The 22,182-nt window shown below is 53.5% G+C and carries 23 protein-coding genes and 3 tRNA genes; 6 read left to right on the top strand and 20 right to left on the bottom strand.

Going from position 1 to position 22,182, the window contains the following annotated elements; genetic code table 11:
• Positions 1–6: 6 nt before the first annotated feature.
• The 3 genes from araG to SIK97_RS14495 all read right to left on the bottom strand — a co-directional run bounded on the left by araG (position 7) and on the right by SIK97_RS14495 (position 3,409).
• A complete protein-coding gene (gene araG, locus SIK97_RS14505; protein ID WP_025106113.1) occupies positions 7–1,521 on the bottom strand; it encodes an L-arabinose ABC transporter ATP-binding protein AraG in 1,515 nt (504 codons plus the stop codon).
• 61 nt (positions 1,522–1,582) lie between these two features.
• Complete coding sequence (locus SIK97_RS14500) at positions 1,583–2,563, bottom strand: arabinose ABC transporter substrate-binding protein (protein WP_014229864.1); 981 nt, start codon at positions 2,561–2,563, stop codon at positions 1,583–1,585.
• 288 nt (positions 2,564–2,851) lie between these two features.
• Positions 2,852–3,409, bottom strand: coding sequence for a DJ-1/PfpI family protein (locus SIK97_RS14495; protein ID WP_032693589.1), 558 nt, complete (start codon positions 3,407–3,409; stop codon positions 2,852–2,854).
• A gap of 499 nt (positions 3,410–3,908) precedes the next feature.
• Between SIK97_RS14495 and SIK97_RS14490 the strand changes: the two genes are divergently transcribed.
• Together SIK97_RS14490 and SIK97_RS14485 are read left to right on the top strand one after the other, a co-directional pair.
• Positions 3,909–4,412: a non-heme ferritin-like protein gene (locus tag SIK97_RS14490; RefSeq protein ID WP_047723525.1), complete on the top strand. Its 504-nt coding sequence runs from the start codon at positions 3,909–3,911 to the stop codon at positions 4,410–4,412.
• A gap of 324 nt (positions 4,413–4,736) precedes the next feature.
• Positions 4,737–6,248 carry an MFS transporter gene (locus SIK97_RS14485; RefSeq protein ID WP_171972772.1) on the top strand — a complete coding sequence of 504 codons (1,512 nt, stop codon included), beginning with the start codon at positions 4,737–4,739 and terminating at the stop codon, positions 6,246–6,248.
• Positions 6,249–6,294: 46 nt separating this feature from the next.
• Here the strand turns inward: SIK97_RS14485 and SIK97_RS14480 are convergent, their stop codons facing one another.
• Together SIK97_RS14480 and azuC are read right to left on the bottom strand one after the other, a co-directional pair.
• Complete coding sequence (locus SIK97_RS14480) at positions 6,295–6,546, bottom strand: DUF2766 family protein (RefSeq protein WP_014229868.1); 252 nt, start codon at positions 6,544–6,546, stop codon at positions 6,295–6,297.
• Between the two features lie 79 nt (positions 6,547–6,625).
• The gene (azuC, locus tag SIK97_RS14475) at positions 6,626–6,709 is read right to left on the bottom strand and encodes a stress response protein AzuC (protein ID WP_014229869.1); all 84 of its coding nucleotides are present in this window, start codon (positions 6,707–6,709) and stop codon (positions 6,626–6,628) included.
• 207 nt (positions 6,710–6,916) lie between these two features.
• Here azuC and SIK97_RS14470 point away from each other — a divergent pair, with 207 nt between their 5' ends.
• Positions 6,917–8,338: an MFS transporter gene (locus SIK97_RS14470; RefSeq protein WP_047723520.1), complete on the top strand. Its 1,422-nt coding sequence runs from the start codon at positions 6,917–6,919 to the stop codon at positions 8,336–8,338.
• A 52-nt stretch (positions 8,339–8,390) separates the two neighbouring features.
• Here SIK97_RS14470 and SIK97_RS14465 read toward each other — a convergent pair whose 3' ends face one another.
• The gene (locus tag SIK97_RS14465) at positions 8,391–9,029 is read right to left on the bottom strand and encodes an RpiB/LacA/LacB family sugar-phosphate isomerase (protein ID WP_014229871.1); all 639 of its coding nucleotides are present in this window, start codon (positions 9,027–9,029) and stop codon (positions 8,391–8,393) included.
• Positions 9,030–9,452: 423 nt separating this feature from the next.
• Between SIK97_RS14465 and ftnA the strand changes: the two genes are divergently transcribed.
• Positions 9,453–9,950, top strand: a complete 498-nt coding sequence (ftnA, locus tag SIK97_RS14460) for a non-heme ferritin (RefSeq protein WP_004852185.1) — start codon at positions 9,453–9,455, stop codon at positions 9,948–9,950.
• Positions 9,951–9,992: 42 nt separating this feature from the next.
• Here the strand turns inward: ftnA and SIK97_RS14455 are convergent, their stop codons facing one another.
• Positions 9,993–10,232 (bottom strand): YecH family metal-binding protein, encoded by a 240-nt coding sequence (locus tag SIK97_RS14455; protein ID WP_004852186.1) that lies wholly within the window; start codon positions 10,230–10,232, stop codon positions 9,993–9,995.
• Positions 10,233–10,426: 194 nt separating this feature from the next.
• On the opposite strand from SIK97_RS14455, the gene tyrP reads away from it, so the two are divergent.
• Entirely contained in the window at positions 10,427–11,638 is a 1,212-nt protein-coding gene (gene tyrP / locus SIK97_RS14450; protein ID WP_047723519.1) for a tyrosine transporter TyrP, read from the top strand.
• Between the two features lie 28 nt (positions 11,639–11,666).
• Here the strand turns inward: tyrP and SIK97_RS14445 are convergent, their stop codons facing one another.
• The 8 genes from SIK97_RS14445 to uvrY form a co-directional block, all read right to left on the bottom strand.
• A complete protein-coding gene (locus tag SIK97_RS14445) occupies positions 11,667–12,335 on the bottom strand; it encodes a YecA family protein (protein WP_014229873.1) in 669 nt (222 codons plus the stop codon).
• Positions 12,336–12,401: 66 nt separating this feature from the next.
• Positions 12,402–13,289, bottom strand: coding sequence for a dihydrodipicolinate synthase family protein (locus tag SIK97_RS14440; protein ID WP_047723517.1), 888 nt, complete (start codon positions 13,287–13,289; stop codon positions 12,402–12,404).
• Between the two features lie 196 nt (positions 13,290–13,485).
• A tRNA-Leu gene (locus SIK97_RS14435) sits at positions 13,486–13,572 on the bottom strand.
• Between the two features lie 13 nt (positions 13,573–13,585).
• Positions 13,586–13,659 (bottom strand) — tRNA-Cys (locus SIK97_RS14430).
• A 38-nt stretch (positions 13,660–13,697) separates the two neighbouring features.
• A tRNA-Gly gene (locus SIK97_RS14425) sits at positions 13,698–13,773 on the bottom strand.
• 151 nt (positions 13,774–13,924) lie between these two features.
• Positions 13,925–14,473: a CDP-diacylglycerol--glycerol-3-phosphate 3-phosphatidyltransferase gene (gene pgsA, locus SIK97_RS14420; RefSeq protein ID WP_004122100.1), complete on the bottom strand. Its 549-nt coding sequence runs from the start codon at positions 14,471–14,473 to the stop codon at positions 13,925–13,927.
• A gap of 57 nt (positions 14,474–14,530) precedes the next feature.
• The gene (uvrC, locus tag SIK97_RS14415; protein WP_047723450.1) at positions 14,531–16,363 is read right to left on the bottom strand and encodes an excinuclease ABC subunit UvrC; all 1,833 of its coding nucleotides are present in this window, start codon (positions 16,361–16,363) and stop codon (positions 14,531–14,533) included.
• Positions 16,360–17,016: a UvrY/SirA/GacA family response regulator transcription factor gene (gene uvrY, locus SIK97_RS14410; protein ID WP_004122102.1), complete on the bottom strand. Its 657-nt coding sequence runs from the start codon at positions 17,014–17,016 to the stop codon at positions 16,360–16,362. Before uvrY ends, uvrC begins: the two co-directional genes overlap by 4 nt.
• 462 nt (positions 17,017–17,478) lie before the next feature.
• Between uvrY and SIK97_RS14405 the strand changes: the two genes are divergently transcribed.
• Complete coding sequence (locus SIK97_RS14405) at positions 17,479–17,703, top strand: DUF2594 family protein (protein WP_004122104.1); 225 nt, start codon at positions 17,479–17,481, stop codon at positions 17,701–17,703.
• Between the two features lie 67 nt (positions 17,704–17,770).
• Here SIK97_RS14405 and sdiA read toward each other — a convergent pair whose 3' ends face one another.
• From sdiA to tcyJ, 5 genes are all read right to left on the bottom strand, one after another.
• Entirely contained in the window at positions 17,771–18,493 is a 723-nt protein-coding gene (sdiA, locus tag SIK97_RS14400) for a transcriptional regulator SdiA (protein ID WP_014229875.1), read from the bottom strand.
• Positions 18,494–18,794: 301 nt separating this feature from the next.
• Entirely contained in the window at positions 18,795–19,547 is a 753-nt protein-coding gene (gene tcyN / locus SIK97_RS14395) for an L-cystine ABC transporter ATP-binding protein TcyN (RefSeq protein WP_004852203.1), read from the bottom strand.
• Positions 19,544–20,212: a cystine ABC transporter permease gene (tcyL, locus tag SIK97_RS14390; RefSeq protein WP_004103458.1), complete on the bottom strand. Its 669-nt coding sequence runs from the start codon at positions 20,210–20,212 to the stop codon at positions 19,544–19,546. Before tcyL ends, tcyN begins: the two co-directional genes overlap by 4 nt.
• A gap of 15 nt (positions 20,213–20,227) precedes the next feature.
• Positions 20,228–21,214 carry a D-cysteine desulfhydrase gene (gene dcyD / locus SIK97_RS14385; protein WP_057173087.1) on the bottom strand — a complete coding sequence of 329 codons (987 nt, stop codon included), beginning with the start codon at positions 21,212–21,214 and terminating at the stop codon, positions 20,228–20,230.
• Positions 21,215–21,309: 95 nt separating this feature from the next.
• Complete coding sequence (gene tcyJ / locus SIK97_RS14380) at positions 21,310–22,110, bottom strand: cystine ABC transporter substrate-binding protein (protein WP_014229877.1); 801 nt, start codon at positions 22,108–22,110, stop codon at positions 21,310–21,312.
• Between the last annotated feature and the right edge of the window lie 72 nt (positions 22,111–22,182).

Raw genomic sequence — 22,182 nt, 5'->3', positions numbered from 1 at the left:
CCTTACTCAGGCGACCGCCTGGCTCACTTTTGGCATGGCAAGGCTCAATGCCTGCTGTTCATTCGCATGTTCATGCAGCAGCTCTCCGGCGATCTCACCCTCGCGCATCACAACAATGCGATCGGCGACGCCGAGAACTTCCGGTAAATCGCTGGAGGCAAAGACCACCGCGACGCCCGATGCCGCTAATGCGTAGATAACGTTGTAGATTTCATGTTTAGCGCCCACGTCAATACCGCGCGTTGGCTCGTCAAGCAGGATGACTTTCATCTCTTCCGACAGCCAGCGGCCGAGGATCGCCTTCTGCTGATTGCCGCCGGAGAGGTTCATAATCAGCTGCTCGGCGCCGGGCGTTTTGATATTCAGCGATTTGATATGCTGGTCGGCGTTCTGCGCTTCCCAGGCGTTGTTGATAACGCAGCCGGCGAGAATATGCTTGCGGCGAGCGCTGATATTGATGTTGTCGCGCACCGAGTGGACCGGAATAATCCCCTCCGCTTTGCGGTCTTCCGGGCAGAGCATCATCCCGGCCTGAATCGCCTGAGCCGGCTTGCGAATATCAATGGCCTCCCCGTCGATATAAACCTGGCCGCCGGTTATTCTGCTGCCGCCGAATAAGCCTTTCATGAGCTCGCTGCGCCCGGCGCCAACCAGCCCAAACAGGCCGACGATTTCTCCGCTGCGCACCGAAAGGCTGACGGGCTGCCGCACGCCTGGCGCCTTCACCTGTTCAAGACGCAAACGCTCTTTGCCATATTCACGCGGCTGCCAGCCGTAGATATCGCCCAGCTCGCGCCCCACCATCGCCTGTACCAGCGCGTCGTGGTTAACCTCTTGCATATTGTCGAAGGTGCGCACGTAGCGACCATCTTTGAAAACCGTAATCGCGTCGCTTAACGCGAAGATCTCTTCCATGCGGTGGGAAACGTAAATAATGACCCGTCCTTCCTGGCGCAGCTCGCGGATAACCCGAAATAGGTTTTCGATTTCCCGCGCAGACAGGGAGCTGGTCGGCTCATCAAAGGCGATAATTTTTGCGTTACGCGCCAGCGCCTTGGCAATCTCCACCATCTGCCACTGGCCGATAGAGAGATACTTGAGCGGCGTTTCCGGATCGATATCCAGCCCCAGATGCTTCAGCTGCAGGCCGGCTTCATAATTCAGCAGCGACCGGTTCACAATCCCGCCTTTATGCGGCAGCTGCCCGAGGTAGATATTTTCCGCCACGGTCATTTCCGGGATCAGATGCAGCTCCTGATAGATAATGGCCACCCCGGCGTTCAGCGCCTCGGTGGTGTGGGTAAACGTCATCTGCTGGCCGCGGATTTGCAGGTTGCCGGCGGTCGGTATGTAGTTGCCGCTGAGAATTTTCAGCAGCGTGGATTTCCCGGCGCCGTTTTCTCCCATCAGGGCGTGCACCTGTCCGGCATAGCAGCCAAAGCTAATATCGGACAGCGCTTTAACGCCCGGGAATGTCATGGTGATGCCGTGGAATGAGAGATAAGGGGTAGACTGTTGCATAACGACTCCGCTTTTCTGTACAGAGCCTCTCGCGCAAGGCAAGAGGCCCGGTCAACTGGCCTTACAGCCCTTTTTTCGCCAGCTCTTCTTTAAAGTTGTCGCGGGTAATCAGCACCACGTCGGTTACCGCGGTGAATTTCGGCGGTTCAACGTCTTTTGTCACCCAGTTGTAAAGCATTTCGCTGGTTTTATAGCCGTGAATATCCGGGCTTGGCAGCAAAGAGCCATAGAAACCGGTGGCCTGCGCTTTAGAAAGTTCGTTCACCGCATCGACGCCGTTGATACCGATCCCGATAACGTCAGGCGCTTTAAAGCCCTGGCCTTCGGTGGCGCGCACGCCGCCCAGCACGGTGTTGTCGTTCATGCCGACGATCAGCCAGTGCTTAACATCAGGATGTTGAACCAGCATGGAGTTACCGGCGTCAAACGCGCCGGGGATGTCGTTAGATTTGGTTGGCACGCGATAGATTTGTTGCTCCGGGAAACCGGCGGCTTTCAGAGCGTCCATTGAGCCGGTAGTGCGGCGGCGGGCGGTATCCAGCTCGTCGGAAGTAATGGCCATAACCGCGGTATCCTTCACGTCCCAACCGCGTTTCTGCATCTCTTTATAGAGCTCCTGCCCCTGGCGCGCGCCGATTTCGCTGGCCGCCATCATCACCAGCGGTACGCTGTCCATCGGTTTGCCTTTGGCGTTGACGAACTGGTCATCAACGGTAATCACTTTCATATCATAGCCGCGCGCTTTGGCGACAATGGCCGCCCCGAGCTTCGGATCCGGGGTGCAAATGACGAAGCCTTTGGCTCCGCTGGCCGCCAGGCTATCTATCGCGTTCAGGGTTTTCTCGCCGTCGGGCACAGCAATTTTAATGACATCGAAACCTAAATCTTTACCGGCCTTATCGGCAAATTTCCACTCGGTTTGAAACCATGGCTCTTCAGGCTGTTTCACCAGAAAACCCAGCTTAAGCGTCTCAGCCATAGCTGATTGTGACATAACCGCGGCAAGACCGATTGCCGCCAGCGCTTTAGTAAATTTGTGCATGGTAAACTCCAGCTTTAATTCGCTTTTATGTAGGGAATAATAAGTCTTAAATTTTTAATCGGACAAAAAACAAGGCATTAGAAAAATCTCAACGCTGAGTGCCGTTGTTTAAATAGTATTAACCGGAAATTATTTCTCCATACGAGAGCCCAATCACATCGCGGAATTACAGTAATTGCGTGCATATAAACAGCGAAAAATGACATAAAAAAAGCGCTAATTGTCAGACAATTAGCGCAGGCCGTAGCAATATTCTCTATATCATCAGCAGAGTTATCCCTGTAGAGATTACCAGCGACAATAAATGTGCTCCGCATGATTGCGAACGGGCGCCTCATCCCCCAATAAACGGGCGGCTACGGTAAATGAAAAGTCAAAAACGTGTCCCAGGCCTTTACCGCTAATCAAATTACCGTCCTCCACTACCGCCTGGTCCACGTACTCTCCGTCCGTGACGTGCTGCCATAACTCTCCCGAACAGACGTAGCGTCGCCCCTTGAGCAACCCGTTGCCGCCGAGCACTCTCGCCGCCGCCGAACAGATCGGACAGATCAGCTTTCCCGCGGTATCGTGGGCCGAAATAAACGCCACGACGTCCCGGCTGGCGGCAAGATTGACGCTTCCCTGCGGGCCGCCGGGCAGAACCACCGCGTCGTACAGTATCCCGGCGCGCTCTGTTAGCGTGCTGTCCGCCACCATGGGGATATCGTGATAGCTCACCACCGCGCGCGAATCGGCGCAGGAGAGCAGTTCGACATCGAGGTGTAAGCGGCGAAGAATATCAATCACCACAATCGCTTCACCTTCCTCAAAACCCGGTGCCAGCAGCACCGCAACTTTTTTCATTTCCGACTCCTTCAGATAGCCTGTTAGCAATAATGTGTTTACAAAATCAGCATCTTTTTAAATTAACCTCATCATTTTCTCACTCGCAGGCTACCACAAAATAGAATTATTAATCATTGTTTTTAAAACACAATTTCAACAAAATCATTAGAACTGCTATCAATTAATGAGGCGCGGAAATAAAAACATTTAAAATCAGCAAAATAAGATTATATGCGATCGTTAAACATCAGACTTTATTCTTACAAAAGCCCCACTTTTCAAGATAAATACGGATGTTGTAACGAAATGTAAATATCACTCATTGAGAGTTTTCTTAATTCAAATATGGCGCTATTCTATATTTGTTGAGATAAGAAATTTAATTCAAACGGCTGTACAGAAATCCTGAATACTATTACTCAGGACTCTCTCTGTGCACCGTAATTTCTAAGGCGACCCTGATGTAGATGCGTCAAGATATGACACCGCCCCCTCCAAAGTGAATAAGGATATTTGTATGGCCGTACCAGGAATGGTTCAAAAGCTGAATAACCAGATGAATCTTGAGTTCTATACCTCAAATTTGTATCTGCATTTGAGCGAATGGTGTACTCAGCAACGGTTGAACGGTACCGCCACTTTTCTCCGTAACCGAGCGCAAGCCAGTATCACGCAGATGATGCGGGTCTTTGATTTTATGAAAAAATCAGGCGCCTGGCCCGTTGTGAAAGCAGAAGGAACCTACGGCACTGAATGTTCGTCCCTGGAAGATCTCTTTAGCAAAACCGTCGAAGTTTATCAGCAGCGCAGCACGATACTTTCCAGCCTGGCGGAAGAGGCGAAGGCGCAAAGCGATGAATCAACCCTGCGTTTTCTGACGCTGCTTGCTGAAGAGCAGGATCAGGATGGCATGCTGCTGGAGACCATTCTTGAAGAAATCCGTCATGCGAAAAATGCCGGAACCAGCGTACAACAAACCGATAGCCACCTGCTGGATCTGGTCAGTCAACAGCGCGTATAACGCCATGCCGGCGGATGCTCGCCGGCGATAAATCACCAGAACTCGCCTGTTCGGGCCAGCGCTCTCTTTAATCACAGGTTCCCTGTCCCCCTTCTTTTTCGGCGCTTCGGCGCCGTTTTTATTCCAGAAAAGCATTAAAAACTTTTAACCAGATCTCATTCCTGCTCTGCCGGAGGAATTAGCAGGGTATTGGTGATCTGGATCACGTTTAAAACTACGGGTTGAGAATATAAAAACACTGTTTCAAAAATTTAAAACACGGAGTTTACTTTAATGGCAAGATATACGGCTTCAGCCCCACAGGGGCTGCAGGGAAGACCGATTTTGTTACGCCATCAGTTAGCCTACGGCGGCGGGAATTTACTGGGAAGCGGCGCACTGGCGATCAGCGGCGCATGGCTGCTCTATTTTTATACAACCTTCTGTGGGCTGACGCTGATCGAAGCCTCCTTTATTTTTTCCGTCGCCAGCATTATCGACGCAATTAGTAACCCGCTGATGGGCTATCTCACCGATAACTTTGGCAAAACGCGGCTGGGTAAACGCTTTGGTCGTCGCCGTTTCTTTTTGTTGATTGGCATTCCGCTGATGATGTTCTACCCGCTGCTGTGGGTAGAAGGCCTCGGCTTTTGGTACTACCTGTGCACCTACGTCGTCTTTGAAATCATTTATACCTCGATTATGGTCCCCTATGAAACATTGGCGACCGAAATGACCGACGATTTCTCACTGCGTTCAAAGCTTACCGGTTATAAAGCGATTTTCGGCAAACTGGCCAACTTTCTCGCGGCATTTATCCCCGGACAGTTCATCCTGCTTTATGGTAAAGAATCCGCCACCCCGTTTTTTCTCACCGGGCTGACCTACGGCGTCATTCTTATCTTGGCCATCTCCTGCCTGTGGTACTGCAGCTGGGAGCGTCCCCGCGAAGAGGAGATAAGCAAGGGAGAGAAAAAGGGACTGTTCAATACTCTGCTCATGCTGGCGAAAGATATGCGCTCAACGTTTTACCTGCGCGTATTCCGTAAACACCTGGGCATGTATCTCTGCGGCTTCGGCGCCGAGTGGCTTTTTGCCTCGATCTTCACCTACTTTGTTATATTCGTGCTGCAGCACGATCCGGCGATGGTGGCCGGGCTTAACAGTCTGAACTCCATCCTGCAGTTGGTATCAACGGCCCTGTTTATCGGCCTGTGCGTGAAGAAAGGTTTCAGTAAGCCGTATATTCTGGCGCTGGGCGTGGTTATCTTTGCCGTTCTGCTCTACACCTCGCTGTGGTTCTTCCATCTGCCGGCACATCTGGCCACCGTCCTGATGTTTGGCATTACCGTACTCTTCGGCCTGGGCACCGGCGGCGTGTACTATATTCCCTGGACCGTTTACACCTTTTTGGCGGATGTCGATGAAATCTATACCGGCCGTCGCCGCGAAGGGATCTATGCGGGAGCCATGACTTTCTCCGGTAAAATTTTGCGCTCGATTATCGTCTTTTCCATGGGGGCGATCCTCAGCTTCTACGGCTTTCAGTCGAAAGCACATACGCAGCCAGAGAGCGCGGTCACCGCGATTGCGGTGGTGTTTTGTGCGGGTGTGATTCTGCTGGCGCTGGCAGCCATTGTGTTCAGTAAGCAGATGAAACTCGATCGCAAGGCGCATCTGGTAGTGCTGCAGGAAGTCGCGCGTATTAAAGCAGGCGGTAAGATCGCCGATATCGCACCGGACGTTCGCCTTGTCGTTGAAGATTTAGTTGGCCACCGGTACGAAGAGTGCTGGGGCAACAGCAGGCTGTTTAAAGATACGCAGGAAGGCGCCGTTCAAACCGCCGTCTCCCACTAACAGGTGATAACGCCCCGCTATCACAATGATGGCGGGGCTGACGCCGCTAGTGCGCTTCTTCCTGCGGGGTGAATTTCAGTTCAATCAGCGCGATGGCCTTTTGTACCGCCCGCAGGGTCACCGGGTCAGCCGATGCCGGGTGGCTGGCAAAATCGATGGCTTTCAGCTGGGTGGTCATTTTTTCGCGCACCTCGACGGGTGCGATGACGTCGATGACGTCAAGGATCTGTTTGATAACTAACTGGCAGGCAACCACGTCAGAGACCAGCTCGTCGTGCTCGGTAAGATGTTGAGACATTTTTCACTCCTTTTTTCAGGAGCGTAATAGTACCCTAAATCCCGGGATATAAAAAAACCTGCCGCAGCAGGTTTTTTTATCAGAACATAGCGCCAGGCGGTACGTCTTTGAAGGTTTTGCAGTAGTTTTCGAACATGCTCTTCAGGATCTTGCGCAGTTTCATGGTTGACTCCATTTTTGTTATGCAGGTGTTAATGCCCTGGTGGTTATAATATGACTTACATCACAAAAATCAACCTAAATGTGCGCTAAATCACCTATTTTTTACCAAAATAATTTAATTTTTAAACAAAATGAGCAGACCCGGATAGTGAAGAGCCGAACGCTCCGGACCAATCTGCGCTCTCTTTGCTATGGCAGCGACACAATAATGAGTACACACACCTCCTCCAGGGACGACCGTTCTTTTTCAGCACCTGCGCTACTGGTGGCTGGCGCCTTTTTTATGGAGTTTCTCGACGGCACGGTGATAGCCACCGCCCTGCCCGACATGGCGAAAGATTTTGGCGTGACGGCGGTCGACCTCAATATCGGGATTAGCGCTTATCTTATTACCCTTGCGGTTCTGATACCGGCCAGCGGCTGGATCGCCGATCGTTTTGGCGCGCGGAAAATCTTTACTCTCGCGCTGGCGATTTTTACCCTGGCGTCGGTTTTTTGCGGGCTGTCGACCAACGTCGATGTGTTCGTCGCGATGCGTATTCTGCAGGGGATAGGCGGCGCGCTGATGGTGCCCGTTGGCCGGCTGGCGGTACTACGTACCACACCGAAGCACCAGTTGATTAAGGCGATTGCCACCCTGACCTGGCCGGCGCTGGTCGCGCCCATTATTGGCCCACCGCTGGGCGGATTTATCACCCGCTACGCCAGCTGGCACTGGATCTTCTTTATTAACGTGCCGCTCGGGCTTATCGCTATCGCCCTGTCGCTGCGTATCATTCCGAATATTCGCGAAGATGAGCAGCGCCCCTTCGACCTTTCCGGCTTTGTTGCCACCTCGGTGGCGATGGTGAGCCTGGTCGCCGCCATGGAGCTGCTCGGCGATCGCCAGCCTCTGGGCTGGCAGACGCTGGCGCTGCTGGCGTTGGGCCTGGGCTGCATGCTCTTCGCGCTGCGGCACTTCCGCCGCACCAGGTGGCCGATGGTGCGCCTTGATGCGCTCAAGATCCCCACCTTCCGGGTCACCATGTACGGCGGTTCCCTGTTCCGCGCCTCCATTAGCGCCGTGCCGTTTCTGCTGCCGCTGCTTTTCCAGGTCGGATTTGGTATGGACCCCTTCCACTCGGGGCTGCTGGTGCTGGCCGTGTTCGTCGGCAACTTAACCATCAAGCCCCTCACAACGCCGCTGATCCGCTGGCTGGGCTTTCGCCGCCTGCTGCTGATTAACGGCGCATTAAACGTTTTGTCGCTGCTGGCCTGCGCTTTTTTAACGCCGCAAACGCCGGTTTGGCTGATCTTTGTGATTCTCTATCTTGGCGGGGTCTTCCGCTCTATCCAGTTTACCGGCATCAGCACGCTCGCGTTTGCCGATGTGCCTTCCGCGCAAATGAGCTACGCCAATACCCTGTTCAGCACCGCGTCACAGCTGGCCGTGGGGCTGGGCATCACGCTCGGCGCGATAGGTATTCGTCTTGGGGAAACGTTCAGCGAATGGTTTACGCTTTCTCACCTGCCGGGCATCAGCTTCCGCCTGTCGTTTATTTTTATCGCGGTGATTTGCCTGGTCGGCATGATTGATAGCCTGCATCTGGCCAAAGAGGCGGGTAGCAGCGTATCGAACAAAAAGAAGTAGCCAAAGAAAAGGCCAGCAGCGCTGGCCTTTAGCATCTCATCATGACGGGATATTAACCGACGATCTGGCGCACAAACGCTTCGATCTCTTTATCCTGGCAGTTCTCAAAGAAGCACTGCTGGAAACGAGGGCCAGAAACGGCGGTTTTCACCAGCTCCGGATCGATCGCGCGCAGCGTATCCAGATAGTTTTCCTTAACCACGGCCGCTTTAACCGCGTTCAGGATCCCGGCGTTACGCACCTGAGGCTCTTTACGCTCCGGCGGATAACCTTCGCCGTTGCGGCCGGTAAAAGCTTTTTCAAAGATAAAGCGTACGTTCAGCTCTGCGCCCCAGCCAAAACCCTTCGCAAACGGCAGAGAAAGCGCGTTACCGTTGTTGATCTGCGCAAACAGGAAGGCATCAGCAGGGTCGATACAGTAGCCGCATACCACGCCAGGGTGAATATTCAGCGACATCAGCGCGCCCTGCCCGGTACCGCAGCCGGTCACCACAAAGTCCACCGCTTTCGAATTCAGCAGGATACTGGCCATGATCCCCAGATGAATATAGGTCAGATGATGATCGTTTTCATCGCTCATACCGACGTTGTAAACCGGGAAGCCTTTTTCTTCAGCAACGGCGTTTAACTCATTGAGGATGATGGCGTTTTTGTTCGCCTGGCTGTTTTCCATCATCAGTGCGATTTTCATGCTTTACTCTCCTGAATGCTCTGCGGGCACTCCCGCGATAGTTCGTTAGCGTTGCTATGAACAATACTACCTTACGAACATACTTTCAAATTTTATGAAAAGTTGTTTTATAAATTGCATATCGCCTCACACTTTTGACTTCCGCCCCCGGCTGGTACGGCATCCCCCCACCCTTACCCGCGTCAGGCTAATCCCGCCGCGGCCATCGGGCGGGACTATTTTCACCGCTAAGTTAGGCTCAACGATTTTTCGCATGGAATATTAAATTAAAACCATTCTCATTATTTTTAAATCGCCAATGCGTGTTATTCCCATTTGCATTATTAATAAATGATTTTATTAATTTACTTTTTGCAAATAAATTAATAACAAATTATAGTGAGCGCACAATAATCCTTAATTCTATTTTCCCGGAGCAGCCTGATGCTAAAAACTGAAATGATCGACAAGCTGAATGCGCAGATGAATCTCGAACTTTATTCCTCTCTGCTTTATCAGCAAATGAGCGCCTGGTGCAGCTACCACAGTTTTGAAGGCGCCGCCGCGTTTCTGCGTCGCCACGCGCAGGAAGAAATGACCCATATGCAGCGCCTGTTCGACTATCTGACCGATACCGGCAGCCTGCCCTGCATCACGGCTATCGCCTCACCTTTCGCCGAATATGCGTCCCTGGATGAGCTATTTCGCGTCACCTACGAACATGAACAGCTGATTACGCAGAAAATTAACGAACTGGCCCATGCGGCAATGACCAGCCAGGATTATCCAACATTTAATTTCCTGCAGTGGTACGTTGCTGAGCAGCACGAAGAAGAGAAACTGTTTAAATCCGTTATTGATAAATTGACCCTTGCCGGTAAAAGCGGTGAAGGCCTGTACTTTATTGATAAAGAGCTGGCAACGCTCGACACACAAAATTAATCATTACGGCAGCGACGCCCGGCGTTCGCTGCCGTATGAGTATTAATGGCGGCAAATTTTACTTTCGTGCGTATTAAATCCTTCCTCAGCGGCAATAAATTTGCCTTTTTTCTGCAAAAACGCCACCAGCTCCGCCGCGCTCAGATTTTCCGCCGAGCAGGTATGGAATCGAACCTCTTTCCCAAAACGGTCGATAATCGCCGCTTCCAGCGTAGCAACAGTGTAAGACTCGCCTGATGAAATCATCATTTGCAGCACTTCGTGACCATGAATCGATGGCATAACCCCTCCCGTAAAGGCCGAAGAATAAACCAGCCAGGACGGCGGATTCTTGCGCCAGCGCAGCTTTCGCGCAAACCCCTGGCATCGTAAAGTTATCATTACACTCCCTGTAACCCTCATTTGACGAACTCACTGATTTCACATACTCTGCGCGGCATAATTAATTGTGTATTCCGTGATGGATAGAGAAAAGCGTGAAGAACCGCACTCTGGGTAGTATTTTAATCGTTGCTGGCACCACAATCGGCGCAGGGATGTTAGCGATGCCGCTGGCCTCGGCGGGCGTGGGTTTCGGCGTAACGTTTGGTTTGCTGATAACGCTGTGGGCGCTGATGTGTTATACCGCCTTATTGCTGCTGGAAGTGTATCAGCACGTGCCGGCTGATATGGGACTGGGGTCGCTGGCCGCGCGCTATCTCGGCCGCTACGGGCAGTGGGCTACCGGGTTTTGCATGCTGTTTCTGCTGTACGCTCTCACCGCCGCCTATATTAGCGGCGCCGGCGAGCTGCTGGCCTCCAGCCTCAACCAGTGGCTGGACTGGCGACTGCCTCCTGCGGCAGGCGTCCTGATTTTTACCGGGATCGGCGGGACGGTAGTGTGTATCGGAACCTCGCTGGTCGATCTTTTTAACCGCTTTCTGTTCAGCGCAAAAATTATCTTTCTCGCCATTATGCTGGCTCTGCTGCTGCCGCATATTCACCAGGTAAATTTACTGACGCTGCCGCTACAGCAGGGACTGGCTCTGTCAGCGATTCCGGTGATTTTTACTTCGTTTGGTTTTCACGGCAGCATACCCAGTATTGTGAGCTATCTGGGCGGGGATATTCGCAAGCTGCGTCGGGTATTTGTCATCGGGAGCTTTATTCCCCTGGTCGCCTATATTTTCTGGCAGCTGGTGACGCTCGGCAGCATTGACTCTCCCGTCTTTACCGCGCTGCTGGCAAAAAATGCCGGGCTTAACGGGCTGCTGGAAGCTATCCGCGAAGTGGTCGCCTCAGCGCACGTTGAGCTGGCGGTGCATCTGTTTGCCGATCTGGCGCTGGCGACGTCATTTCTCGGCGTGGCGCTTGGGTTATTCGACTATCTGGCCGATCTGTTTCAACGCCAGAACAGCGCCGGTGGACGGATACAGAGCGGCCTGATTACCTTTTTGCCCCCGCTGGCGTTCGCGCTATTTTATCCGCGTGGCTTCGTGATGGCGTTAGGCTATGCGGGCGTCGCGCTGGCCGTGCTGGCGCTCATGCTGCCTGCGCTGCTGGTCATGAAGAGCCGCAAACAGCATCCTGATGCAGCATGGCGGGTCGCGGGAGGCTCAGCGGCGCTGTGGCTCGTCCTGCTCTGCGGGATCGGCATCGTCGCGATCCAGTTTGCGATTGTCGCAGGCTTGCTGCCCGCGGTAGGGTAAAAAGAAGGGGCCATATTGGCCCCTTCTTTTATTTGGCTAAACAGCACTGCTTATATTTCTTACCGCTGCCGCACGGGCAAGGATCGTTGCGCCCCACCTTCGCCTCATTCCGGATGGGCTGCTGAACTTCCGCCGGCTGCGCGTGCTCAGTCCAGTAGTTATAAAGCGCCAGGGCGGCAGGACGAATTCGCTCAACGCTGGCGACAAACTCTTCCGCGGATAATTCATCAAGCGCCTCAAATCGCTCCTCGGTACCGTGCAGGGCAATCACGTCCAGCTCCGCCTGCAGCTCAGCCGGCAACGCGGACCAGTCGCTCAGCCCCACTCCGCGCATATAGCCGAAGCACCACTCTTCAACAATCGTGAGCTCCTGCCCTTCCTCTTCGCGGCTGCCGAACATCGGTTCGAACTGTTCGGGATAATCGCTCAAGCGCTCGGCGATATCGCTCATTTGCTGCAGCGTCAGGTTCACAAAACGATCCCGCTCGCGATCGTTGGCCCAGCGCGGCACGTTATCCGCTCCGCCCCAGATAGCAAGCAGCCACTGCGCGGGTTCAATCTCCGTCGGCCCGGAGAGAATGGCCGTCAGCAGCCCATCAAGCTCGGCAACGTCCATGATGGTGCCTTCTACCGCGTATTTCGACAGGATATCGTCCAGCCATTCAACTTCGCTTTCGTTCAGGGGTCCAGTTTTCATAAACAGGCTCATCGTCGTAAAAAATGGCGCTTACAGTAGCGGAAATAGCGAGAGAAAACCACCCGGCTACTCAAGGTTCAGGCTGCGCAGCGTCTCAGCAATCTCACGAAAGGCATCCGGCGAAAGCGGTAGCAGGGGGCGCGGCAAACAATCCTCACCGCACAGACCGAGGATCGTCGCCGCTGCGGCAGTGACCCGCAGGCTTCCGCCATACTTCCTGTAGAGCGTCCACAGCGGCTCCAGCCTGGCGCTTATTGCCTCCACCCGCTGAGCCTCCCCCCGCGTCGCGGCCGCCGTCAGCTCTTTGGCGACGTGCGGGAACAGGCCGCCGCACACCGAATACCAGACTTCGCAGCCGGCGTTCAGGCCATCGGCCGCGCAGGCGTCTCCGCTAATCCCGATCGTCACCTCAGCCGGTAGCTGCCGCCGCAGGCTCTGAACGCGCCGTGCGACGTCATTTTTAGCGGGGCCCGGTATTTTAATTGAGGCGATACCCGGCAGCGCAGCGATCGCGCCTTTAAGCGTATCCGAGGTCGTCACATGCGTGGTCACAGGGTTATCGTAAACGCAGACGGGCACGGAGACTTCGCGGGTGATGGTCTGGTAAAAAGCCAAAATCTCCTCTTCCGTCAGGGGCTGATAGGCGATTGCCGGCAGGAGCAGCGCATTGGCGCCAGCCCGCTGCGCATCCTCTGCCAGACGAAGGACCCGATCGGTCCCCAACGCGCCGATCCCTGCCATAAGCGGCACCGCTCCGGCATGCGATTTGGCCTGTCGGATAACCTGCATTCTCTGCTCGCGGCTGAGCCAGGCATAGCTTCCCGTGGAACCGAGCACGCCGAGAGCATCGACGGCAGATTCGGCGAGGCGAGTGACAATCCGGGCAAAAGCGGTTTCATCAACGCCATGCTGATGTAACGGAGTCAGAGGAAAAGCGCAGAGGCCAGTAAACATTTCATCCCCACTTATTGAGATAATGATAGATTGCCGACGCAGAGTAACAACAGATGCGGGTTTTGTCCTATGACAAAAATTAATGAGGTGGGGCTGAGGTTCAAAAGCGAGGTTATGGAAATACAAAAACAAAAAAACCACCCGTAGGTGGTTTCACGACACTGCTTATTGCTTTGATTATTCTGCTTTATCCCAATGGTACCCGGAGCGGGACTTGAACCCGCACAGCGCGAACGCCGAGGGATTTTAAATCCCTTGTGTCTACCGATTCCACCATCCGGGCTCGGGATAGAAATTGGAGGCGCGTTCCGGAGTCGAACCGGACTAGACGGATTTGCAATCCGCTACATAACCGCTTTGCTAACGCGCCTTAATGCTTGAACACCCGCTGATGCCGATGTTGTAAACTGGAGCGGGAAACGAGACTCGAACTCGCGACCCCGACCTTGGCAAGGTCGTGCTCTACCAACTGAGCTATTCCCGCATCATCAAGCTAATTTGCTAATTACTTGATTTTGTTATCGTCTGTCAGACAGTGCTGCCGTTCGATGCGTTGCATTCTACTTACCTGGCGCAATGAGTCAACGATATTTTTTAAAACCTTGTGTTGTTTGCTGAAAATTGCGCCGAAACGATCACTGATCAAGCAAATCGCCGCGCGCCGCGTTCAAATACTGCAGCATGGACCACAGCGTCAGCACCGCCGCCACGAGGAACAGACCAATCCCCGCCCATTCAACCCAGATATTTGGGCGCCACAGCATCCACACCAGCGCGGCCATTTGCGCCGTGGTTTTGACTTTGCCTATCCATGACACCGCCACGCTGCTGCGCTTGCCCAGTTCGGCCATCCACTCGCGCAGCGCGGAGATAATAATTTCACGCGCGATCATGGTGGCGGCCGGTAACGTCACCCACCAGGTATGGTAATGCTCGGCAACCAGTACCATCGCAATAGCCACCATGACTTTATCCGCGACCGGATCGAGGAAAGCGCCGAAACGCGTGCTCTGATTCCAGCGACGCGCCAGATAACCATCAAACCAGTCGGTCACCGCTGCGACAAAGAAAATTAGCGCACAGGCAAAAGGGGCCCAGGTAAACGGCAGATAAAACGCCAGTACAAAGAACGGGATAAGAATGACGCGAAACAGAGTAAGCAACGTAGGGATATTAAATTGCATAGTAACGGGTAACTATCTGTTGTAAGTAAAAATTAGCCCTATGTTGCTACAGAGCCCCTAATGTTTCAACGAGTAGAAGATCTTTTCTGCCAGACCGTGAGATATACCCGGTACTTGCGCAATTTCTTCGACGCTGGCTTTCTGCAACCCCTGCAGACCGCCCATATATTTCAGCAGCATCTGTCGGCGTTTGGGTCCGACCCCCTCAATGGTTTCCAGCGTGCTGGTGCTTTTTACTTTTGCCCGTTTCTTACGGTGGCCGGTAATGGCGTGATCGTGCGACTCGTCGCGAATATGCTGAATCACATGCAGCGCGGGGGAGTCCGGCGGCAGACTAAAGCCCTCGCCTTCCGGTTCAAAGAATAACGTCTCCAGGCCCGCTTTACGATCGCTGCCTTTTGCCACGCCCAATAACAGAGGGTGACTTTTATCCCACGGCACGTCCAGCTCGGCAAAAACCGTCTTCGCCTGCCCAAGCTGGCCTTTACCGCCGTCGATCAGGATAACATCGGGAATTTTACTCTCTTCTATTGCCTTACCGTAGCGACGACGCAGGACCTGATTCATCGCCGCGTAATCATCTCCCGGCGTGATGCCGGTAATATTGTAACGGCGATACTCTGTGCGCAGCGGTCCGTTGCTATCAAAAACCACGCACGACGCCACCGTCTGTTCGCCCATCGTATGGCTGATGTCAAAGCATTCCATCCGATTGACGGCCGGAAGCTTGAGTAATGTCGCCAGCGCCCGCAAACGTTGCGTAATCGTTGAATGCTGGGAAAGCTTGGTGGTCAGCGCCGTCGCGGCGTTCGTGCGCGCCAGCTTCAGGTAACGGGCGCGATCGCCGCGGGGTTTGGTCTGTACGTTAACCCGGCGCCCGGCCAGCTCTGAGAGCGAATCCGCCAGCAGGGTTTTGTCGCCCAGGTTAAAATCCAGCAGGATCTCGCCCGGCAGCGTCCGCATCTGGCTGCCCTGCAAATAGAACTGTCCGACAAAGGTTTCCACCACTTCACCGAGTTCGGTGCCATTCGGCACTTTGGGGAAATAGCTGCGGCTACCAAGGACTTTACCCTGGCGGATAAACAGCACGTGGACGCACGCCATGCCGGCATCAAACGAGACGCCGATAACATCCAGATCGTCACCGGTATTGGAGACGAACTGTTTCTCCGTTACCCGACGTACGGCCTGAATCTGGTCGCGGATCCGCGCTGCCTCTTCAAATTCCAGCGCCTGGCTGGCCTTTTCCATGCGGGCAATCAGCTGAGTCAGTACCTGATCGTCTTTGCCCGCCAGGAACAGGCGCACGTAGTCGACCTGCTGGGCATACTCTTCCTCACTCACCAGTCCGGCAACGCACGGCCCCAGACAGCGGCCAATTTGATACTGCAGGCAAGGCCGCGAACGGTTGCGATAGACGCTGTTCTCACACTGGCGGATAGGGAAGATTTTTTGCAGCAGCGCTAACGTCTCGCGAACCGCGTAGCCGTTGGGGAACGGGCCAAAATATTCGCCTTTCGCATGCTTCGCCCCACGATGCGTCGCCAGGCGAGGATGCGTATCGCCGCTAAGGAAAATAAAGGGATAGGATTTATCATCGCGCAGCAGCACGTTGTAACGCGGCTGGTATAGCTTGATGTAATTATGCTCAAGCAGCAGCGCTTCCGTTTCGGTGTGGGTCACGGTAACGTCAATCTGGGCGATAAGCGCCACCAGCGCTTCGGTTTTACGCGAAGCCAGGTTGCTGCGAAAATAGCTGCTCAGCCGCTTTTTCAGGTCTTTCGCTTTGCCTACATAGATAACAGTACCGCCAGCGTCATACATACGATAGACGCCCGGCTGGCTGGTTACTGTTTTCAGGAAAGCTTTTGCATCAAAAACATCACTCACTGACTTGCTAACGACTCCGCATTGCACAGGCCATGGCGAATTGCCAGGTGCGTCAGCTCCACATCGCCGTGTATGTTCAGTTTACTGAACATACGATAGCGGTAGCTGTTCACCGTCTTGGGACTCAGATTCAACTGCTCTGAGATCTCGTTGACCTTCTGACCTTTAGTAATCATTAGCATAATCTGCAATTCTCGCTCAGACAAACTGGCAAACGGCGACTCCGCCTTCTCCGGTTCAATCTGGCTTAGCGCCATCTGCTGGGCGATATCAGAGGCGATATAACGCTGACCCGATGCCACGCAGCGAATCGCATTCACAACCTCCTGCGGCGCGGCGCCTTTACTGAGGTAGCCAGCAGCCCCGGCCTGCATGACTTTCGCCGGCAGCGGATTTTCCGTATGCACGGTCAGCATTATCACTTTGGCATCAGCAACGGAACGGGCAATTTTTCGCGTAGCCTCAAGGCCGCCGATACCCGGCATGTTCATATCCATCAGGACTACATCAACGGGATTCGCGCGGCACCATTTCACGGCATCCTCACCGCAGCAGGCCTCGCCGGCAACTTTAATCCCTTTTATATCTTCCAGAATGCGTCGTATCCCTGCGCGCACCAGTTCGTGGTCATCAACAAGAAGGACGTTGATCAAAGGAATATTCTCCAGAATTAGGGATAACGCTACTGATAGCTTATCTCCCACATATTACCGGGTTTTAACCTAATTTTGAAAGCCAAAAAATGTGCTGGGAAAGATTTCTTGCGCAATTATGGAAATTTGTCTGCACACCCGCTGGAAAGCCATACATAACATAGAGTTGTACAACAGTTATTTTTTAACATTCATCATACAGATTACGTAAAAACACAACACATTGCGTAGGCGATAAATATGTGCCTGAATATGTAACAATTATTAACACGAACACGGGGCGTACGAAAAAATTAACACGCTTAGATCTCATGAATACGTATTATTCAGTCAATTAAATCATTCACCACTCGGATGTAAGAACAGAAATCAAGCACTCCTTTTTTTCCTTTGCTTGTGGTATACTGCGCCGCCTTCACTTTTAGTCATGCGCAATTGCGCAGAAAGCAATCGAGGATATAGATGAGCACTCCAGATTTTTCCACTGCGGAAAATAACCAAGAACTGGCACAGGAAGTTTCGTGTCTGAAAGCAATGATAACGCTGATGCTGCAGGCCATGGGTCAGGCTGATGCAGGCCGCGTGATTATTAAAATGGAAAAACAAATCGCGCAGATGGAAGATGAGGCTCAGGCTGCCGTATTCTCCAGCACCGTTAAGCAAATTAAGCAGGCATATCGTCAGTAATCAATTACCGGCTGAAGGTATTACTAACAGCCGGTCTTACGTCTGGCACGCAGAACAACACATGAGATCAAATTAGGCCCGTCGCTACGGCATAGCAGGCAATTTGGGTTTTGTTTGGCGCGTTGAATTTTCGCTGCATATTTTTCTGATGGAAATTGACGGTATTTTCTGAGATAGACAGAATCATTGCCACCTCAGCCGAGGTTTTCCCTTCCGCCGTCCATTTCAAAATCTCCAGTTCACGTCGACTAAATTTCATTTCCGGCGGCATAACCATCTCGTCCTCCAGGCGCAAAAGCGTCAGCAGGCTCAATTCGGTTAGCGTTCTTAAGCGCATCTCCAGTTCATCTTCCGCAAAGGGTCCCTGGCTATGGCTGGTTCCTGAAACGGATAAGAATCCCTGAGCATGGTTCGGCAGCGTCAGGCACTGCGTGACGCCCTTGCGTAATCCATGGTCGCGCGCGCCGTCCCATAATTCCGGTGTATCATGGAATAGCTTGTCGTTCCATGGCAGATGCCCACGAAGGAAATTCTCCTTGCGCAGCACCGGGTCGATCGCGAGATAATTCTCGGCTTGATAATGCGCCATCCAGGCCTGAGGATAGGTCGATTGCAGCGTCACCCTGGGCCGAGTAAAAGGCACGGGATGCCGTACGCAGAGTGCGAAGTAGTCATATTCCAGCCCTTTTGCTTCCTGCTGCAGAAGATGATAAACCCCCTCGCCTGCAGAAACTGACTGAAATTGTTGCAGCATTTCCCGCCGCCAGCTGAAAAAATCATTGTCCCTCATAACTAACCAAATAACTCCTGAGTGATAATCATTATTATAAATACATAAAACTAACACATAAATCCTGCTTATATGTATAAAAAATGGCAGCCACCGCATTTATTAGACTACGTCCGGCGAAAGTACCGGATACGTTAAAAAAATTATGCCAATTGATGTGGCACAAAACCTTGACAGATGTATCGTCGTTGCTTATGACCACCATCCGGACATGCTTTTTTTGCTGATAAACCGGTTATTCAGCGCTACCCGGCCGCATCCGTCAGCACAAGCCTGAGCGAATGCGGCCGGCGCGGGGCGATTACTGCATCAGGAATTTTTCGAGGAACTGGCGGGTACGCGCGTGCTGAGGATTGGCAAACAGCGCTTTTGCTTCACCCTGTTCAACGATACGCCCCTGATCCATAAAAATAGCGCGGTCCGCCACGTCGCGGGCAAAGCTCATCTCATGGGTCACGATCACCATCGTGCGCCTCTCCTGCGCCAGCTGGCGAATGGTATTGAGTACCTCCCCTACCAGCTCAGGATCTAATGCCGACGTTGGCTCATCAAACAGAATGACATCCGGACGCATCGCCAGCGCGCGAGCAATCGCCACGCGCTGTTGCTGCCCGCCGGACAAACGACGCGGGTAGCTATTTTCTTTACCGGTAAGCCCAACTTTCGTCAGCAGTTCACGCGCCCGGGCGATGGATTCATTTTTATCCTCCCCTTTAACGATGACCGGCCCTTCGATAATGTTTTCCATCACCGTACGATGGGGGAAAAGATTAAAATTCTGAAACACAAAGCCCACGTGCTGACGCAGGCGGCGAATGGCCGTTTTTTGCTGGTTGATGCTGCGCCCGGCATCGATCGTCACGTCGCCTACGCGAATCGTGCCGCTTTCCGGCTGCTCCAGGAGATTAATACTGCGCAGCAGCGTCGTTTTCCCCGAACCGCTGGGACCGATAATCGCCACCACTTCCCCTTGTTGAACCTCAAGGTCGATACCATGAAGCACCGTCTGGCCATGGAATTTTTTCACCAGGTTTTTGACTTCAATCGCACTCATTTTGGATCTCGCTCCTGGCGGTTCAGCTGATTTTCAAAATAGTTTTGCAGCGTGGAAAGCACCGTTGCCATTACCCAGTAGATAAGCGAAGCGGCCAGGTACATGGTGAATACCTCCAGCGTCCGGGAGGTGATCAGCTGAGCCTGACGGAACAGTTCTGGCACCTGGATAGTTGCCGCCAGCGAGGTATCTTTCACCAGGCTGATAAAACTGTTGGAAAGCGGCGGTAACGCCACGCGCGCGGCCTGAGGAAGAATCGCGCGGCGCATAGCCTGCCAGCGCGTCATACCGATACTCGCCGCGGCCTCCCACTGCCCTTTATCAATGGAGGCAATCGCTGCGCGCAGCGTTTCCGCCGCGTAGGCCGCCGTGTTTAAAGACAAGCCGATCATCGCCGCGGGAATAGGATCCAGTTCAATGCCGAACTGCGGCAAGCCGTAATAGATCATAAACAGCTGCGCAATCAGCGGCGTTCCGCGAAAGATGGAGATGTACATCCGCGCCAGCCATTTAATCGGCCAGACGGGCGACATGCGCATCAGCGCCAGAATAAACCCCAGCACGAGGCCAAAAAACATGCCGCCAATGCTGAGCTGTAGCGTAAATACCGCGCCCTTCAGCAGAAAAGGCGCGGAATCAATAACCAGTTGGATACTCTCTTGCATTCTATGTGTTCTGCATTAGATATGAGGATGATAGGCGAACAGCGCAGGCGCGCCGCCGGTGTGAACAAACAGTATTGGGCCTTCATCCTTAAAGCGCTTCTGGCTGATACCATCAATCAATCCGGCCATCGCCTTCCCGGTATACACCGGATCCAGCAGGATACCTTCCAGCTGCGCCAGCAGCTTCACCGCCGCCATCCCTTCGTCGTTCGGTATTCCGTAACCCGGCGCAAAGTACTCATCCCACAGCTGAATACCGGCCTTTGCCTCCAGTTCCAGGCTATTTGCCACCGCTTGCTGCAGCGCAGCCACTTTTGGCAGCTGGTCAGCCACGCTGCGCGATACGGTCACTCCGATAAGCTCGGCATTGGGCATCAGCTGCTCCAGTCCCACGGCGAGGCCAGCATGCGTACCGGCGCTGCCGGAGGCGACGACCACGGAGGAGAGCTCGACCGCCCCTTCGCACTGCTGGGCAATTTCCAGCGCGCTCTCCACATAGCCCAGCGCGCCCAGCGCGTTCGAACCGCCAACCGGAATCACGTACGGACGATAGCCCTGAGCTTCAATGCGGGTCGCCAGCGCTTCCAGCTGAGCATGAGGATCGGTCAGCGCGTCGCACATTTCGACCTGAGTATTAAACAGGTCAAGCAGCAGTCGGTTACCGTTGGTCAGGTAGTTCTCAGCCCGGGTTCCCATTGGATTCTCCAGCAGCGCCACGCAGTGCAGGCCCAGCTTAGCCGCCACCGCCGCCGTCTGGCGCACATGGTTGGACTGGATAGCTCCTGCGGTAATCAGGGTATCCGCCCCTTCTCGCAGCGCATCGGCAGCCAGAAATTCAAGCTTACGTAGCTTGTTGCCCCCCATCGCAAGCGGGGTCACATCATCGCGCTTGATAAAAATTTCGCGGCCAAGGTAATCGGACAAGCGCGGCAGATATTCCAGCGGCGTCGGCGCGCCAATCAGTTCCAGACGCGGGAATAGGGTTAAATTTTGCAGTGACATAAGACCTCCTGACTGAATTATCCTTGATTATGCACGCTGTGACGCGCGAAATAAAAAAAGGCGCTATCAGGAGCGCCTTTTTTCACCGCTGGCCGTTACTTCGTGACGTCAGCGCCAAACCATTTTTCCGACAGCGCCTTCAGGCTGCCGTCTTTTTGCATATCCGCAATGGCGCCATCAACCGCTTTCAGCAGGTCTTCATTACCTTTGCGCAGCGCGACGCCGGACTCCTGGCGAGAGAAGGCTTCACCGGTGACGGCAAGGGTGTTACCGGTTTTCTTCACCAGATCCAGCGCTGCCAGACGGTCAACCAGGATGGCGTCAATTCGCCCTACGCGCAGATCCTGGTATTTCGTCGGGTCATCATCATAAGTCCGAATGTCGACGCCCTGTACGTTCTGGCGCAGCCACTCTTCGTAGTTGGTCCCCAGGCCGACGCCAACTTTCTTACCTTTCAGGTCGGCTGCAGTTTTAATCACGCCTTCGTTACCTTTTTTCACCAGCGCCTGGATCCCGGAAACGGTGTACGGCGTCGAGAAGTCATATTTTTGCTTACGCTGATCGGAAATAGTGACCTGGTTTATCACCACATCGATACGTTTAGAGTCCAGCGAAGCCAGCATGCCGTCCCATTTCGTGGGTTTAAGGTCAGCCTTCACGCCCAGATGTTTCGCCAGTTCATTAGCAAAATCCACCTCGAAGCCGGTCAGCTTACCGTCATCTCCCTGATAGCTGAATGGCGGATATGTCCCTTCCAGACCCACGCGTAGCGTGCCGCGTTCTTTAACCTGGTTAAGCAGATTTTCAGCAGCAAAGGTTTTTACGCTGACGCCGGTCATTAATACGACGGCCATTGCGCCCATCAGCGCCTGACGACCCAGAAGTGCTAATTTCATAGATACCCCTAAAAGAGTGATATTTTGCTGTAGTGTAAGGCGTTTAACCTTAGTCACCAACATCGATACGCT

It is taken from the genome of Klebsiella sp. JN_Kp126 (assembly GCF_033843325.1).
In the GTDB taxonomy this organism is placed as follows: domain Bacteria; phylum Pseudomonadota; class Gammaproteobacteria; order Enterobacterales; family Enterobacteriaceae; genus Klebsiella; species Klebsiella michiganensis.
This window is presented reverse-complemented; position numbering and strand designations above follow the sequence as displayed.